Source organism: Paraburkholderia lycopersici, from assembly GCF_900096975.1.
Classification (GTDB): Bacteria; Pseudomonadota; Gammaproteobacteria; order Burkholderiales; family Burkholderiaceae; genus Paraburkholderia; species Paraburkholderia lycopersici.
This window is the reverse complement of the sequence record NZ_FMYQ01000019.1, coordinates 108929-124224: the sequence shown is the minus strand read 5'-3', so window position 1 is coordinate 124224 and position 15296 is coordinate 108929. Positions and strand designations below refer to the sequence as shown.

Annotated in this window: 14 protein-coding genes; 3 read left to right on the top strand and 11 right to left on the bottom strand. The window is 68.2% G+C overall.

The window, feature by feature from the left end; all coding sequences use genetic code 11:
* Nucleotides 1–181: 181 nt before the first annotated feature.
* From BLU17_RS20255 to BLU17_RS20215, 9 genes are all read right to left on the bottom strand, one after another.
* A complete protein-coding gene (locus BLU17_RS20255; protein ID WP_092000312.1) occupies nt 182–943 on the bottom strand; it encodes a 2-keto-4-pentenoate hydratase in 762 nt (253 codons plus the stop codon).
* Nucleotides 944–1355: 412 nt separating this feature from the next.
* On the bottom strand, nt 1356–3125 hold the full coding sequence (locus BLU17_RS20250) for a methyl-accepting chemotaxis protein (protein WP_092000309.1): 1770 nt from the start codon (nt 3123–3125) through the stop codon (nt 1356–1358).
* A 186-nt stretch (nt 3126–3311) separates the two neighbouring features.
* Nucleotides 3312–4253 carry a ribokinase gene (rbsK, locus tag BLU17_RS20245; protein WP_092000306.1) on the bottom strand — a complete coding sequence of 314 codons (942 nt, stop codon included), beginning with the start codon at nt 4251–4253 and terminating at the stop codon, nt 3312–3314.
* Nucleotides 4254–4289: 36 nt separating this feature from the next.
* On the bottom strand, nt 4290–5327 hold the full coding sequence (locus BLU17_RS20240; RefSeq protein ID WP_092000303.1) for a LacI family DNA-binding transcriptional regulator: 1038 nt from the start codon (nt 5325–5327) through the stop codon (nt 4290–4292).
* A gap of 136 nt (nt 5328–5463) precedes the next feature.
* A complete protein-coding gene (locus tag BLU17_RS20235) occupies nt 5464–6525 on the bottom strand; it encodes an ABC transporter permease (RefSeq protein ID WP_092000300.1) in 1062 nt (353 codons plus the stop codon).
* Nucleotides 6522–8225, bottom strand: a complete 1704-nt coding sequence (locus BLU17_RS20230; protein ID WP_092000296.1) for a sugar ABC transporter ATP-binding protein — start codon at nt 8223–8225, stop codon at nt 6522–6524. Before BLU17_RS20230 ends, BLU17_RS20235 begins: the two co-directional genes overlap by 4 nt.
* A 315-nt stretch (nt 8226–8540) precedes the next feature.
* Nucleotides 8541–9506 (bottom strand): sugar ABC transporter substrate-binding protein, encoded by a 966-nt coding sequence (locus tag BLU17_RS20225; protein WP_092000293.1) that lies wholly within the window; start codon nt 9504–9506, stop codon nt 8541–8543.
* 168 nt (nt 9507–9674) lie between these two features.
* Nucleotides 9675–10652 carry a magnesium/cobalt transporter CorA gene (gene corA / locus BLU17_RS20220; RefSeq protein ID WP_092000290.1) on the bottom strand — a complete coding sequence of 326 codons (978 nt, stop codon included), beginning with the start codon at nt 10650–10652 and terminating at the stop codon, nt 9675–9677.
* A gap of 201 nt (nt 10653–10853) precedes the next feature.
* Nucleotides 10854–11282: a hypothetical protein gene (locus BLU17_RS20215; protein WP_092000287.1), complete on the bottom strand. Its 429-nt coding sequence runs from the start codon at nt 11280–11282 to the stop codon at nt 10854–10856.
* A gap of 202 nt (nt 11283–11484) precedes the next feature.
* Here BLU17_RS20215 and BLU17_RS20210 point away from each other — a divergent pair, with 202 nt between their 5' ends.
* Nucleotides 11485–12087, top strand: a complete 603-nt coding sequence (locus BLU17_RS20210; RefSeq protein WP_092000284.1) for a P-loop nucleotide/nucleoside kinase family protein — start codon at nt 11485–11487, stop codon at nt 12085–12087.
* 4 nt (nt 12088–12091) lie between these two features.
* On the opposite strand, the gene BLU17_RS20205 is transcribed toward BLU17_RS20210, so the two are convergent.
* Both BLU17_RS20205 and BLU17_RS20200 read right to left on the bottom strand, forming a co-directional pair.
* Nucleotides 12092–13195 carry a saccharopine dehydrogenase family protein gene (locus BLU17_RS20205; RefSeq protein WP_092000281.1) on the bottom strand — a complete coding sequence of 368 codons (1104 nt, stop codon included), beginning with the start codon at nt 13193–13195 and terminating at the stop codon, nt 12092–12094.
* 205 nt (nt 13196–13400) lie between these two features.
* The gene (locus tag BLU17_RS20200) at nt 13401–13865 is read right to left on the bottom strand and encodes an Lrp/AsnC family transcriptional regulator (protein ID WP_092000278.1); all 465 of its coding nucleotides are present in this window, start codon (nt 13863–13865) and stop codon (nt 13401–13403) included.
* Between the two features lie 239 nt (nt 13866–14104).
* Between BLU17_RS20200 and BLU17_RS20195 the strand changes: the two genes are divergently transcribed.
* Together BLU17_RS20195 and BLU17_RS20190 are read left to right on the top strand one after the other, a co-directional pair.
* Entirely contained in the window at nt 14105–14659 is a 555-nt protein-coding gene (locus BLU17_RS20195) for a Spy/CpxP family protein refolding chaperone (RefSeq protein WP_092000275.1), read from the top strand.
* A 160-nt stretch (nt 14660–14819) separates the two neighbouring features.
* Nucleotides 14820–15254 carry a PGDYG domain-containing protein gene (locus BLU17_RS20190; protein ID WP_092000272.1) on the top strand — a complete coding sequence of 145 codons (435 nt, stop codon included), beginning with the start codon at nt 14820–14822 and terminating at the stop codon, nt 15252–15254.
* Nucleotides 15255–15296 lie beyond the last annotated feature (42 nt).

Here is a 15296-nt window from a genome sequence, read left to right as displayed (position 1 = left end):
TGGTTTTCCCGCTCCAGCGAGTCGACACACGCACTCGAATGAAACGGCGCACCGCATGACAGGTTGCCAAGTTTGCACCCATGGCTGCCGGGATGCGTACAAAAAAATAAAGCCGCCGGGCATCGCGCCGGCGGCCTCTCGTGACAGCAGGTTCGTTACAACAAATGTGACAGATGCGACCTTAGACGAATTCGACCTCGACTTCGCCGAGCCCGTCGATGTGGCCATGCAGGAGGCCCGGCGTATCGATGCGGTGTGCGCCGACGTAGGTGCCGGTCGTGATCGTCCACTCGGGCTCGATCGTGATGCCCATCGCCGCGCAGTGATTGACGAACCAGACGAGCAGTTCGCGCGGGTCGCCCGCGGGATTGCCAGGCGTCTCGGGCACGAGCGAGGCGCCGTCGAACGTCAGTTCGAGCTCCGGCGCGACGAAGTCGAGCGAGCGGGCAAGCGTCGGGTATGGCAGCGCGTGGCCCGTCACGAGCGCGCCGTTGTTCTGCGCATCGGCAAGCTGGGCGAGCGGCGCCACGTTGGGCCATTGCGCAAAACGGCTGTCGACCACTTCGATGGCCGGCAAAATCCCGCCGACGCGAGCAAGCACCTCGTCGCGCGCGTAAGCCTCGGCGCGCGGCGCGATCGGCTCCGAAAAGCGGAAGGCGATTTCCAGCTCCACCAGTACGCGGAAGAACGCGCGGCGCTCGAGGCGGGCGGGCGACGCATACACGAGCGGCGCGGGGATCGGCGCGCCCGAAGCGGGGCCGCCCGGCGCGCGCGCGCCGACCTTCCAGCCGCCGGTGGTCGTCTCGAGCCCGGCGAGCACCGCCTGCTGGATCGCATAAGCCGTGGCCGCGTCGGGCGGCACGCGCTCGGGCTCCAGGGCGTCGATCAGATGATGATGCCGGCGCGCATTCACGAGACGTTGCGCGAGATCGTCATGCGTCATGTCGGTTTCCTTATTTGTGCTGTCACGCGAAGCCGGCGCTCGAAGCCGGCTCAATCCGTCCTGCATGGCGCTGCGCGCCTTCCCTCGCCGTGCGGCGGGGATGCCGTCCCCGGGCACCACCCCGTGCGGCCAGCGCTCGCGCATGTACGCGGGAACGACGCCCCGCGGGACATGCCAGAAAGCGCGCGCCGCCGAGCGCCGCAGTGTAGCGCGCCGACCCGGCCGCGCAGATGACACGGCTGACAATGTACCGTAACCGCGCGAGCATGGCGCATGGCGGGGCCGGTCTCCGAGGCCGAGGATGCAAAAAAAGGCCGTAACGGCTCGCAGGCGCGCGCGGCAGCGTCGCGCGCGCCCGCCGGGAATCGGATCGCGGGGGCCGCGCTTGCGGCTGGAACGGGCTCGCAGCGGCCTAGAAGGTTTCCCAGTCGCCGCTCGACGCGGTGCCAGCCGGCGCTGCGTCCAGGACTGCCGCGACCGGCTTCTGCCGGGCCGCCGGCTGGCGCGCCGTGGCGACGGCGCGTGGCGCGCGTCGGGGCGCCGCTGCAGATGCGGAGCCCGGATGCGGTGCTGCGGCAGCAAGCCGGACTGGCGCCCGCTTTGCAGCAGCCGGCTCCGGCGGCCTTGCCGCGGCGCCCGGCGCGTCTTCGACCCTGAACACCGCGACCGCCTCGCGCAGGCGCGCGGACTGGTCCTCGAGCGACTGCGCCGCAGCCGCCGCTTCCTCGACGAGCGCGGCGTTCTGCTGCGTCACTTCGTCCATCTGCGTGACCGCGCGCGCGACCTGCTCGATGCCGCCCGACTGTTCCTGCGAAGCCGCCGCGATCTCGCCCATGATGTCGGTCACGCGCCGCACCGCGCCGATGATCTCGGTCATCGTGCGGCCAGCCTCGTCGACGAGCGCGGAGCCCGCCTGCACGCGCTCGACCGACGTGTCGATGAGTCCCTTGATCTCCTTGGCCGCCGCCGACGAGCGCTGCGCGAGGCTGCGCACCTCGCCGGCCACCACGGCGAAGCCGCGCCCCTCCTCGCCCGCGCGCGCCGCTTCGACGGCCGCATTGAGCGCGAGGATGTTGGTCTGGAACGCAATGCCTTCGATGATCGTGATGATGTCGGCGATCTTCGCCGAGCTATCGTTGATGTCGCCCATCGTGCCGACTACCTGGTTGACGACCGAGTTGCCCTTGTTGGCGATTTCCGAGGCGTTGGCCGCGAGCGCGCTGGCCTGGCGGGCGTTGTCGGCATTCTGCTTCACGGTGCCCGTCAGTTGCTCCATGCTCGAGGCGGTCTGCTGGAGCGCCGTGGCCTGCTCCTCGGTGCGCGAGGACAGATCGACGTTGCCGGCCGCGATTTCGCGCGTGGCCGTGGCGATCGATTCCGTGCCCGAACGCACCGAGCGCACCGTCTCTGTCAGGCTGCGCTGCATCCGCGCCACGCCGCCAAGCAGTTCGCCCATCTCGTCGTTGCGGCGCACTACCACGGGCCGGCGCAGGTCGCCGGCGGCGATGGCCTGGAACGCGCCGAGCGCCTCGCCGAGCGGCTCAGAGATCGCGCGGCGCAGCGAGAAGAACGAGTACGCGGCCGCACCGATGCCGACCAGCAACGCGGCGATGCTCGCCATGCGCAGTTGCGAGAATGCCGACTGGGCGTCGTCGTAGCCTTTCTGCGCCTGCGTCAACTGGAACTTGTCGAGCACGGCATCCGCCTTCGAGAGTCCGTCGTAGGCTTCCTTGAGCGCCTTGGCACCCGCCACGATCCTCGCCTGGTCGCCCGACTGAATGGTGGCGACGAACTGGTCCGCGGTCTGGTGGAGCGCCTCGCGGCGTGCCGAAACGTCCTGCGCGAGGCGTTCTTCCTCCGCGCCGCGCGGCAGCGCCATGTACTTCTTCCAGAAGTCGTCGGACACACCGCGCAGCATGCGCGCGCGGTCGAACGTGGCAGCGGCGTCCGGCGTGCCGGCCTCGAACGCGGCGCGGTCGAGCGCCAGCCGCTCGCGCGCGGCATAGATCTCTGCCAGATTGACCGCATGCGAGCTGGGCATCTGGTCGGTGAACGTCTCCCGGTAGGCGTCGTTCGAATGCGTGAGACCGATCAGCCCCACCGTACTGATGGCGACGATCAGCGCAGCCAGAAAACCCATTGTGATGCCGATGCGCGCCTTGATACTGATGCCCTTGCCCATGACTCCCCCAATATTGTCTAGTGTGTCCGACGCTGAGCCCCGTTTCGACTGCGACTCTATTGGGCGTTAACGGCAGGGTCTTTCGCCGTCTTGAAATTGCCTATGGTATGAGGTATTAAAGGGGCACGTTCAGAACATCCGGAAATAACCGACCACTGGCCGGCTACCGGATGGCTGGTGCGGCGGTCAGCCTGCGAGTTCGGCGAGCGTGGGAATGGAGGGCTGGGCGCCCGCGCGGGTAACCGAAATCGACGCCGCGCGCAGCGCGAGCGCGATCGCGTCCAGTGCGGGCTCGCCTGCGGCGAGGCGCGCCGCCAATGCGCCGATGAATGTGTCGCCGGCCGCCGTGGTGTCCACCGCGCTCACGCGCGGCGCGGGAAGATGCGCGGGCGCGGCGCCGTCGAGCAGCGCGCACACGCCCTGCGCGCCGAGCGTCACCAGCACGTTGCGCGCGCCCGCTTCGCGCAGCGCCAGCGCGGCGCGCGCGGCGTCTTCGGGCGTGCTGGCCGGCAGGCCGGTGAGCGCGGCGGCCTCCAGTTCATTCGGCACGAGATAGTCGATGAGCGGCAGCCACTGCGGCGGCAGCGGTCCGGCGGCGGGCGCCGGATTGAGGATGGTGATCTTGCCGAGCCGCCGCGCGGCAGCCAGCGCGGCCGCCACGGCGCCGGCAGGCGTTTCGAGCTGGCAAACCACGACATCGGTCTGCGCGAGCACCGCCTCGTGGCGCGCGAGCGTTTCCGGCGTGAGTTCGCCATTGCTGCCGGCCACGATGACGATGGCGTTCTGGCTCGCGTCGTCGACGACGATCAACGCCACGCCGCTCGGCGCGCTCGACGACGTTTCCAGCGCCTCGCAGTCGATGCCCTCCGCAACGAGTCCCGCGCGCAGCACTTCGCCGTTGCTGTCGGCGCCCACGCGGCCGATCATCGCCACCTGCGCGCCGAGGCGCGCGGCGGCCACCGCCTGGTTGCCGCCCTTGCCGCCCGCCACCTGCGCGAACGCGCTGCCCGCGAGCGTTTCTCCGGGGTTCGGCAGGCGCGGCGCACGCGCGACGAGGTCCATGTTCAGGCTGCCCACCACGGCGACGCGCCCGCGCGCGCCGGCTGGCTTTGCTGCGTCAGTCGTCAACGATGCCTCCCTGGGTTGGGTGCGGCCACCCGCGGCTCAGGCCGCGAGCGGCGCAAAGTCCTCTGCCCCGATCCACGGCCCCGTCGATTCGCGGGCGAAGAGCGTGGGCGACATCACGCGGCAACGCGCCTTCGTGCCGTCCGAGCGCGCGTTGGTAATGCGCTCGATCAGCGTGAGCGCCGCCATGTCGCCGAGCGCACGCGCCGGCTGGCCGACCGTCGAGAGCGCGGGCCAGGTGAAATTGCCGAGCTCGATGTCGTCGAAGCCGATGATCGAGCAGTCGGCCGGCACGCGCAATCCGCGCTCCGCGGCGGCGCGCAAGGCGCCGATCCCCATCATGTCGTTGCCCGCGAAAATCGCGGTCGGCCGCACGCTGTCGAACAGATGCGCCGCCGCGCGGTAACCGCCCGCACCCGAAAAATCGCTTTCGACGATCGCGCCCGGCGCGATGTCCACGCCGCGCTCGGACATCGCGCGCAGGAAGCCATGCACACGCATCGCGCTCACCGCGGTGGCCACCGGGCCGGTAATGCAGCCGATGCGCGAGTGCCCGAGTTCGAGCAGATGCCGCGTGGCGAGCCACGCGCCGCGCTCGTGGTCGATCTGCACGAGATCGGCGTCGAGCCCCTCGATATTGCGGTCGATGACGACGATCGGCTCGCGGGCGTCGGCGAGCGCCGCGGCGAGAACGGCGTCGTCCCCGGCCGACGCGACGATGAGGCCGTCGATGCGCTTTTCCTGCAGCACGCGCAGGTAGTTGCGCTGCTTGGCCGGGTCGTCGTCGGAATTGCAAAAGAACACGCAGTAGCCCTTGCGCGCGCAGGCGTCCTCGACGCCGCGCGCGAGCTCGGCGAAGTACGGGTTCGTGCCGTTCGGCACGAGCAGCCCCACGGTCGCCGTCGCGCGCGCCTTGAGCGAGCGCGCCACGGCCGACGGCACGTAGTTCAGGTCGCGGATCGCACGTTCGACCTTGGCCCGCACGTCCGCCGACACCGGACGCGAGTTGTTCACCACATGCGACACCGTCGTGAAAGACACCCCCGCCACGGCGGCCACATCCTTGATCGTCGCCATATTTACTGTTGCTCCTGCTTTTTTCCCGCTTTATATTGCTGCCGGCTCCCAGCACGCCCGTTGTTGGAATAGTCAGGCGTTGCATTCCCGGTCATTTACCCGGCCCGCGCTGCATTGCGGGCCGCGCCCTCGCTTGTTACGCCTTGCTCTTGCCGCCTCGCCTGCTGCGGTACGTGTCGAGCACGACCGCGACGACGATCACCGCGCCGGTGATGATGCGCTTGGTGGGCTCGTTCGCGCCGATCTGCGCGAGCCCGGCGGCCAGCACCGAGATGATCAACACGCCGAAAAACGTACTGATCACCGAGCCGCGCCCGCCCATCAGGCTCGTGCCGCCGATCACCACGGCCGCGATCACCTGCAGTTCGAGCCCCACGCCCGCGTTCGGATCGGCGGCTTCGAGACGCGAGATCTGAAAGAGCGCCGCGAGCCCCGAAAGCGCGCCCATGAGCCCGAACACGATTACCTTGTACGGTCGCGGATCGACGCCCGCCAACCGCACCGCTTCCTCGTTGGTGCCGATGCCCACCAGATACCGGCCGAACACCGTGCGCGTCAGCGTGAGCTGCGCGATCACCATGACCGCAACCGCGATCAGGAAAGCCGGCGAAATGCCGAAGGCAATCGGGTTCGAGAGGAAATCGAACGCGTCGCCGATATACGCGGTGCGCGAATTCGTCATCTGGTACGCAAGCCCGCGCGCCGCTTCGAGCACGCCGAGCGAAACGATGAACGACGGGATGCGCCAGCCCACGGTGACGGCCCCGGTGAGCGTGCCCGTGGCCGCTGCCGCGAGGAGCCCGAGCAGCGCCGCCGGCAGCGCGCCCCAGCCCCACCTGAGCGACGCCACGCTCACTACCGAAGCGCCGAGCGCGAGCACCGAACCCACCGAGAGATCGATCCCCGCGATGATGAGCACAAACGTCATGCCCGCCGCCATCACCACGAGATCGGGAATCTGGTTCGCGATCGTGCTGAACGTATCGTACGTGAGGAAATGCGAACTCAGCAGCGAGAACAGCGCGATCATCGCCACCAGCGCGAGCGCGAGGCCCAGGTAGTTCGAGAGGCCAAAACGCGTGCCCGCCGGTCTGCCGCCCGCCTGCGCAGCCAACGTGGGCGCGCGTTGGGCCGAACCGGTTCGCCCAGCGCCTTCTTCCCCTTCGGGCGACGGTTGCTCGCGCAACGGATCGTTCATGGAGCGCTTCCTCGTCGGTCGTCGTTTCCTTTTTGCGTCTTCGCGGCCGCACCGTGCGGCACGCCCGCCGCCTCGGGCAGATCGCTCGCGTCGGCGAGCAGCGCATCTTCTGCGCGCAGACCCGCGAACGCGGCGGCCAGCAGCTTGTCCTGGCTCCATTCGTCGCGCGCATAGACGGCCGTCATCTTCCCTGCCGACATCACGCCGATGCGGTCGCAGATCAGCATCAGCTCGCGCAGGTCGCTCGACACCACCACGAGTGCGCGGCCCTCGCGCGCGAGGGCGCCCATCAGCGCGTAGATGTCGAATTTCGCACCGACGTCGATGCCGCGCGTCGGCTCGTCGAACAGCACCACGCGCATGGCATGCGTGATGTCGCGCGCGAGCCAGCGGCCGATCACGACTTTCTGCTGGTTGCCGCCGGAGAGCTCGCCCACGGGCTGCGCGGGCCCGGCCGTGCGGATGCGCAGCCCGTCGATCTGCGTGCGCGCGAGCGCGTTTTCGCGCGCCGCGTCCACCACGCCGTAGCGCGAGACCGCGCCCACGTTGCCGAGCGTCACGTTCGCGGCGAGCGGCTGCGGCAGCAGCAGCCCTTCGCCCTTGCGGTCCTCGGTGATGAGCGCGATGCCCAGACGCACCGCGTCGGCGGGCGAGGCGATCTGCACCGGCTCGGGCGCCGCGCCCGGCGCGCGCGCCAGCGCCACGACGCCGCGCTCCATGCGGTCGGCGCCGTAAATGAGCCGCACGAGCTCTGTTCTGCCCGCGCCGATCAGCCCCGAGATGCCGAAAATCTCGCCCGCGCGCACGTCGAACGACACGTCGCGCACGGCCTTCGCCCGCGTCACGCCCTCGACCTTCAGGAGCGGCGCGCCGATGCGTCGCTGGCCCAGATCGATGCGCTCGCCGAGCTCGCGCCCCACCATCAGCGCGACAATGCGCTCCGGCGTGAGGTTCGCCATGGCGTCCACGCGCACGAGCTTGCCGTCGCGCAGCACCGCGACGCGCTGCGCGATGCGCTCGAGTTCTTCGAGCCGGTGCGAGATGTAGACGAGCGCCACGCCGCGCGCCCTGAGCCGCGCGATCTGCTCGAACAGCAACTCGACTTCGCGGCCCGTGAGCATGGCCGTGGGCTCGTCGAGGATCAGCACGCGCATTTCGCCGGCACTGCCCGCGCCGTCGGCGCTGCCGATCAGGCTGCGCGCGATCTCCACGAGCTGCTGGTGCCCGATGCCGAGTTCGCCCACCGGCGTGTCGGGATCGATCGCATCGAGCCCGACCTGCGCCATCGCCGCACGCGCATTCGCGCGCAGCCGCTTGCGATCGATCCAGCCCAGACGCAGCGGCCCCGCCTGCGGCAGGCGGTCCAGAAAAAGATTTTCGGCGACGGTGAGCGTGGGCAGCAGGTTCAGCTCCTGCATCACCATGCGCACGCCGAGCGCCTCCGCTTCGCGGCGGCTCGCCGGCGCATAGGGGCGCCCCATCAGCTGCATGCTGCCCGCGCCCGGCGCCGTGAGGCCGCTCACGATCTTCGAAAGCGTGCTCTTGCCCGCGCCGTTTTCTCCCGTGAGCGCAAGCACCTCGCCCGCGTGCAGCGCGAGGCTGACGTCGGCGAGCACCGGCTGCTCGTAGGTCTTGCCCACGCCCGAGACCGTGAGCACGGCGGGCGCAGACGACGCTACGTCGGGGGCATTTGCATCCATCACGATCCTGTAGTCGCGAGCCGCGCGGCCGGGGATACGCCGGCACATGCGCCGCCCGGATGCTGCGTGTCCGCGCCGACGCTGCACGCCCCGGTAGGGCGAGCAGCGAACGGCGCGCCGGGCAGTCGCCGGCAGCAATCGGCTGCCCGGCGAAAGACGGCCGCCCATGCGGCCGTCCCGGTACAAATAACGGCGGCGCGGCGGGATTCTTGAGCGTTTATTGAATTACTCATACAAATATCGCCGCGGCGCGGCGGCTGCCCGTCGCGCCGAACGGCGACCGTGCGGCAGACGCCGCCCGGGAGCAGGCGCCGCTTACTTCGTGACGAGCACCACGGGCGTTTCGACGATGCCCGAAAGCCCGGATTGCTTCTTGTGCTCCCTGATCGCCTTCAAGGCCGTGTCGATGCCGAATACCGCCTGCTTCGCCGCGTACTGGTCGGCCGTGGCGAGCACGCGGCCGTCCTTGAGCATCGGCTTGATGGCGTCGATGTTGTCGTAGCCGACCACGTACACCTTGCCCTGCTTGCCCGCCGCGCGCACGGCCGACACGGCGCCGATCGCCATGTTGTCGTTGCCGCACAGGAGCGCCTTGATGTCCGGATACTCGTTGAGCATGGCGGCGGCCACGGCATTGCCCTTGTCGATTTCCCATTCGCCCGACTGCACCGAAACGATCTTCGCGCCCACGGCCTGCATGGCGTCCTTGAAGCCCGCTGTGCGCTGCTGCGCGTTCGTCGTCGTGGAGACGCCCTCGACGATGCCCACCGGATCGCCCGACTTGAGGCGTTTGGCGAGATAGTCGCCCACGAGGCGCGCGCCCTTGCGGTTGTCCGGGCCGACGAACGGCACGTTCAGGTCCTTGGACTTGAGCACGTCGGGGTCGAGCCGGTTGTCGATGTTCACGACGATGATGCCGGCGTCCACGGCTTTCTTCACGACGGGCACGAGCGCCTTCGAGTCGGCCGGCGCGAGCACGATGGCGTCGACCTTCGAGACGATCATCTGCTCGACGATCTGGATTTGCGCGGCGGTGTCGGTCTCGTTCTTGATGCCGTTGGTGATGAGATCGAACTCGGCGGCGTTGTGCTTTTGATAGTCCTTCGCGCCGGTCTCCATGGTGAGGAAGAATTCGTTGGCGAGCGACTTCATGACGAGCGCGACTTTCGGTTTGTGGCCGGCCGCCTGCGCGTGGGCCGCGAGCGGAAACGCGGCGGCGACGGCGGTCGTGGCGAGCGCGGTGGCGGAAAGGAGGATGCGGCGGCGAATGCGGGAGTTCATTGTCGGAGTCTCCGGTTTGTCGGGCCCGGACGGGCCCTGCTTTCTGGTTATGCGCAAACGTTTTTCTGCCGGGCCATTCTCGGCGCGGGCGCTTCGCGATGTCAATGGCGCCGATGGTGCCGGCCCGCGCCGGGCGGCAATGCGGCGCCGCAGCAGCGCGAAGCCGCCTCAGAGCCAGTTGATCCGGCGAAACAGGAAAAACAGGAAAAGGTCGATGACGAGCATCGCGCCAAGGCAGATCTGGTAGCCAAACCTGAAATGTAGCTCCGGAATGTGCTCGAAGTTCATCCCGTAGATACCCGCAATCATGGTCGGCACGGCGAAGAGCGCGGCGAACGAGCCGAGGCGCTTCGTCACCTCGTTCTCCGCGAGCGAGATCATGCCGAGGTTCACCTGAATGGCCGTGACGATCATTTCGCGGCGCGCGTCGATCATGTTGGACACGCGCAGAAGGTGATCGTAGACGTCGCGGTAATAGGCCTGCATGCCCATGCAGATCTGCGGAATGCGCCCGCCCACGAGCTTGCCGACGGTATCGACGAGCGGCGTGACGTGATGCGCGATGATCACGAGGCGGCGCTTGAGCGAATAGAGATCCTCGATGATCGCGCGGGAGCCCGCGAGGTCGTGCTTCTCGAAGATGCGGTCCTCCAGTTCCTCGATCTCGCTGGAGAGCGTTTCGAGCACCGGCGCATAGCGGTCGACCACGCTGTCCATGAGCGCATAGAGCACGAAGCCCGAGCCTTCGCGCAGCAGCTCGGGCTCGCGCTCGCAGCGCGCGCGCACGTCGGTGAAGCCCTGCTGCGCGCGGTGGCGCACCGAGAGCACGAAATTGGGGCCGGCGAACACGTTCACCTGGCCCGCGATGACTTCGCCGTCGTCGTCGAGTTCGAGCGTATGCATCACGCAGAAGAGCGTGTCGCCGTATTCCTCGATCTTCGGCCGCTGGTTGCCGTTCATCACGTCTTCGATCGCGAGCTCGTGCAGATCGAACTCCTCCTTCATCGCCGCCATTTCGCCGGCGTCGGGGTCCTTGAGCGCCACCCAGACGAAGCATTCGGGCTTCGCCAGATAGTCGCTGATGGCCTCGACGGAGACGTCGGCCAGTTTCTTGCCGCCTTGATACGCGACGCAGTTGATGAGCATGTTTCCTTTCTTTCCGGCGGCGGGTCGCGCCCGCGCCGCTTCGAGTTGCACCGGTTGCCAAGTTTAAGGCGTTCCGTTCGCGAGCGTCGTCGGGTGAGGTTGCCGTGGGATTCGCTTACGGTTTGCCTCCGGTTCGATTGCGCCCCGCCTGCCGGACCGGCGCGCACGCACCGGCCATGCCGGCCGCAAGCGCGTGGCGGCCTACTGCGCGACGCGGCGGATGCCGATGCGATGATCCTTGTCGAAGGTGACGCTCGCGCGGTTCGTGTAGCGCGGGTCTACGAGGAAGCGAAGCTCCACCACGGGATCGAACTGTGTCGTCACGCCGATGCGGTGCAGGCCGGGCTTGAGATAGAACGTGACGTGCTCGCCGTCCATGAGATCGGTGACCGGCTCGCCATCGAGGTAGACCGGCGCGTCGCGAAATTTGACGATGACGTTGCGCGTTCGCTCGCGGCGCACGTCCACCGCGACGAGGCCCTCGCCCGGCTCCGTATAGCCCGGCCTCAGGATGCGCTCCGCCGGCACGGTCTTGAACGCCACCGGCTGCGCGGCTTCCTCGGCGCAGCCGCCGAGCGCGAGCGCCGCGGCGATGGCGGCGATGCACGCAGTCAACATGCGCAATGGCATGAGCGCTTTCCCCTCGTTGTTTCGCGTCGTTCCGGGCCTCGAGCCCGTTCGCGCCCGCGGCGGAGACAGGGGCGCCATACGATGATCGATGTTATATGCTTTGCGCAATGCGCGGCAGCGCGCGTAACCATCACGAAGAGGAGACGACGGCGATGCGGCACTTCCCGCAGGGTCTGCGTAGCGACGGCGAGGCTCGCCGCCCGTGACGCATCTGGTGTTTTTCTGCGGCCACGCCGGTACCGGCAAGACGTCGCTGGCCAAACGGCTCTTCACCCCGCTCGCGCACGCGACCGGCGAACCATTCTGCCTGCTGGACAAGGACACGCTTTACGGCCGCTATAGCGCGGCGGCGATGGGGGCGCTCACGCAGGACCCGAACGACCGCGACAGCCCGCTGTTCCTGCGGCATCTGCGCGACCCCGAGTACCAGGGGCTCATCGACACCGCGCGCGAGAATCTCGAGCTCGGCGTGAGCGCGCTCGTGGTCGGCCCGCTTTCGCGCGAGGTGCGCGATCGCAAGCTGTTCGATCGCGCCTGGCTCGGCGTGGGGCCCGAAGTGGCGCTCAGCGTGGTCTGGGTGCATACGAGCGAGGAAACGGCGCACGCGCGCATCGTCGCGCGCGCGCACCCCATCGACGCCTACAAGCTCGCTCATTGGGACGAATACCGGCAGCGGCGCTTCATGCCTTCGGGCGCGCAGCTCGAAGGCCTCATCCTGTTCGACAACACCGCGCCCGCCGAGGCCGACTACGCCGCCCTGCTGCAACGCATCGTGGCGGCGGGCAAGCCGGCTTCGGCGGCGTGAACGCTCAGGCAGGGACCTTCGCGCGGCTGTCGAGCGTCGCGCCTTCGTACACCTGGCCGAAGCGGTTCGCGAGGAACTGCTGGAGCTGCACCTGCTCCTGGCGCACGAATCCGGCTTGCGGCAGATGCTTCTCGCGGAACAGATCGAGCACCGCGCACATCGCGCCCGCAGTGGTGATCTGGATCGCGCTCATGGGCACGCCGCACACCGTCTTCGCGAAGATCTTGCGCGTGAACACTTCCTGTACGAGCTGGCCGTTACGCATGCCGGTGACGGTCATGAAAATGAGCACGACGTCCTGCTCGGTGGCCGGCACCGAACGGCGCATGATGGACTTGAGCGTGTCGCGGTCGCTGGACAGACGCAGGTCTTCGAGCAGGAACTGCATGAGCGCGCGATGGCCGGGATAGCGCACCGACTTGTAATCGAGCGACTCCACTTTCCCCGAGAGCGTCTCGCACAGCGTGCCCAGACCGCCCGACGTATTGAAGGCCTCGTACTCGACGCCGTCGAGCGAAAAATGCTCGAGGCCTTCGAGCGGCTGCACCCACTGCGTGCGGCCCTCGCGAATCGCCTCGCACGGCTGGCAATACTCGTTGATGAGACCGTCCACGCTCCACGTGAGGTTGTACTTGAGCGCATTGGTGGGGAATTGCGGCAGCGCGCCCACACGCATCTTGACGTCGCGGATTTCCGTGAAACGGCTCGCGAGCGCATGCGCGGCGATGCCGATGAAGCCGGGCGCGAGGCCGCATTGCGGCATGAACGCGTGATCGGCGCCCTCGGCCAGTGCGCGGATCGCGTGGGTGGCGCGTACGTCCTCGGTGAGGTCGAAGTAATGGACGCCCGCGCCCTTCGCCGCCGAAGCGACATTCACCGCCAGGTAATACGGCAGCGCGTTGACGAGCACGTCATAGCCGTCGAGCGCGCCGCGCAGCGCGGCGGCGTCGCCGGAATCGACGCGCGCGGTCGGAATGCCCTGCGCCGCGAGCGGCTCCAGTGCCTTCGCATCGCGGTCGAATGCTGCCACTTCGTAGTCGCCGCTTTCACGCAGCATGTGGGCAATGGTGTGGCCGATCAAACCGGCGCCTGCAATCGCAACTTTCATTTGTCATCTCCTTTGGTTTTCTATGCCGGCGGATGGGCAGAGCCCGCTCAAGCACAGTCTAGGGAGAGGCAAAACCGGATCATAGACACAAAATGATGCGCTTCGACCAAGGATTTCGTCATTTCGACCATGGATTTCGTCGAAATGTCGAGAGCGCCCGATTTCTATGAAATCCGGCCCGGCATTCGGCCAGGTTCGGCCGCGTTCAGCCCGCCACCGAGCCGCGATCGACCTTGCGCGCGAGCACGATGGACGTGGTCGTGCGCTCAACGCCCGGTATGCCGCCGATCTGGTCGAGCAGGTCGTTGAGGCGATCGGGCGAATCGGCGCGCAGCCAGGCAACGTAGTCGTACTCGCCGCTCACCGCGCATAGCAACTGCACTTCTGGCATCTTGCCGAGGCGCTTTTGCACATCAGGCCCGTGGCGCGGCGCGATGATGAGGCCGACCCACGCCTGCAGGCTCGCATCGAGCACGTCCTGCCCGAGCCGCACGCCGTAGCCGGCGATCACCTGTGTGCGCTCGAGGCGCGCGATGCGCGCGAGCACCGTGGTGCGCGCAACGCCCAGCCTTCGCGCGAGATTCGCGACGCTCTCGCGGGCGTTTTCCTGCAGCAGCGCGACGAGGCTGCGGTCGAGGTCGTCGAGTTGATCGAGGCGCGGCGGTCTCATCGGGCGGGTATCGTCATGGCGGGTTGGGACGCCGCCATTATCGCGCGCGGCACGGAGCGCCGGGGCGCACGCGCAGGCGGCTGGCTTGCGGCGCGACCGATGCCCGACGGGTATTTCCACGCGTTTCGTTTGTAAGCAAGTGTCGCAGCGCGGGCTTCGTGACGCGATAACGTGGTACTAATAACGGTTGCAGCCGTTCTGGCCGTGCTACCCGCTACGCAACGATTCGAGGAGTCACAATGAAGAAAGCCATCGCCATCCTTGCCGTCACGCTCTCGATGAGCGGCGCGTTCGCGCAAACCGCCGCGCCGGCCGCCACCGCCGCGGCCACAGCTGCGTCAGGCGCCGACGTGCGCGCCGCGCAGCATCAGCAGCGTGTCGAGGAGCGCATCACGTGGCTGCATACGCAGCTCAAGATCACGTCGGAGCAAGAAGCGCAGTGGAAGACTTTCGCCGACGTCATGCGCGGCAACGGCCAGACCATGGCCGATCTCTACAAGCAGCGCCTCGAAAGCGAGAACACGCGCAACGCGCTCGACGACATGAAGCAGTACGCGCAAATTTCGCAGGCGCATGCCGACGACATGCAGAAGCTCGTCACGGCGTTCGAGCCGCTCTACAACAGCTTCTCGCCCGAACAGAAGGCGCTCGCCGACCAGACCTTCCGCCATGGCCACGAGCATGGGCCTGCGGGCAAGCCGGCGCATCCGAAGAAGCACAAGGGCAAGGCGAAGCCGTCCGCGGGCGCTGCTGCGAGCGACGCCGCGCCGGCCAGCACGCCGGCCGCGCAGTAAGGCGCGACACCCGTCGATCGAGTCGCGCGCCGCACTGCCATGTGTGCGCGGCGGCCCGATCCAGGGTACCCTTGCGGACCGCGCGACGGCCGGGCACTCACGCCCGGCCGTCGTTACATTGGAAACACGACTTTTGCGAGGCAGGTCCGCTGCCGCCACCATGATTGAATTGACCCAACTCGACCTGCGCGTCGATCCCGCTGCGCAGCGCGTCGTCAAGGACGAAACCGTGAGCGTCGAGTTCGCGGCGCAAGCCGGCGAGCTGATGAGCCTGGAAGGCCCCAACCGCTACGCGCAAGGCGACGCGATCGTCACGGGCTCGACCGGCGATCGCTGGGTGGTCTCGCGCGATCGCTTCGACGCGAAGTACCTGCCGGCCAGTGCCGCCCTCGCCCACGGCGAGGCAGGCGCTTATCGCAACCGCCAGGTCGTGGTGCTCGCAAAGCGCATGGACGAACCGTTCACGCTCGTGCGCTCGGCTGGCGGCGACCGCCTGAGCGGCGTGTCCGGCGACTGGGTCATGCAATATGCGCCCGGCGACTACGGCGTCGTGCAGGCCGCGCGTTTCGCCAAGGTCTATCGGCTCGCCGACTGAGCCTCGAAGCGGGCGTCAGACACGCGACAGTCCGTTCATCGC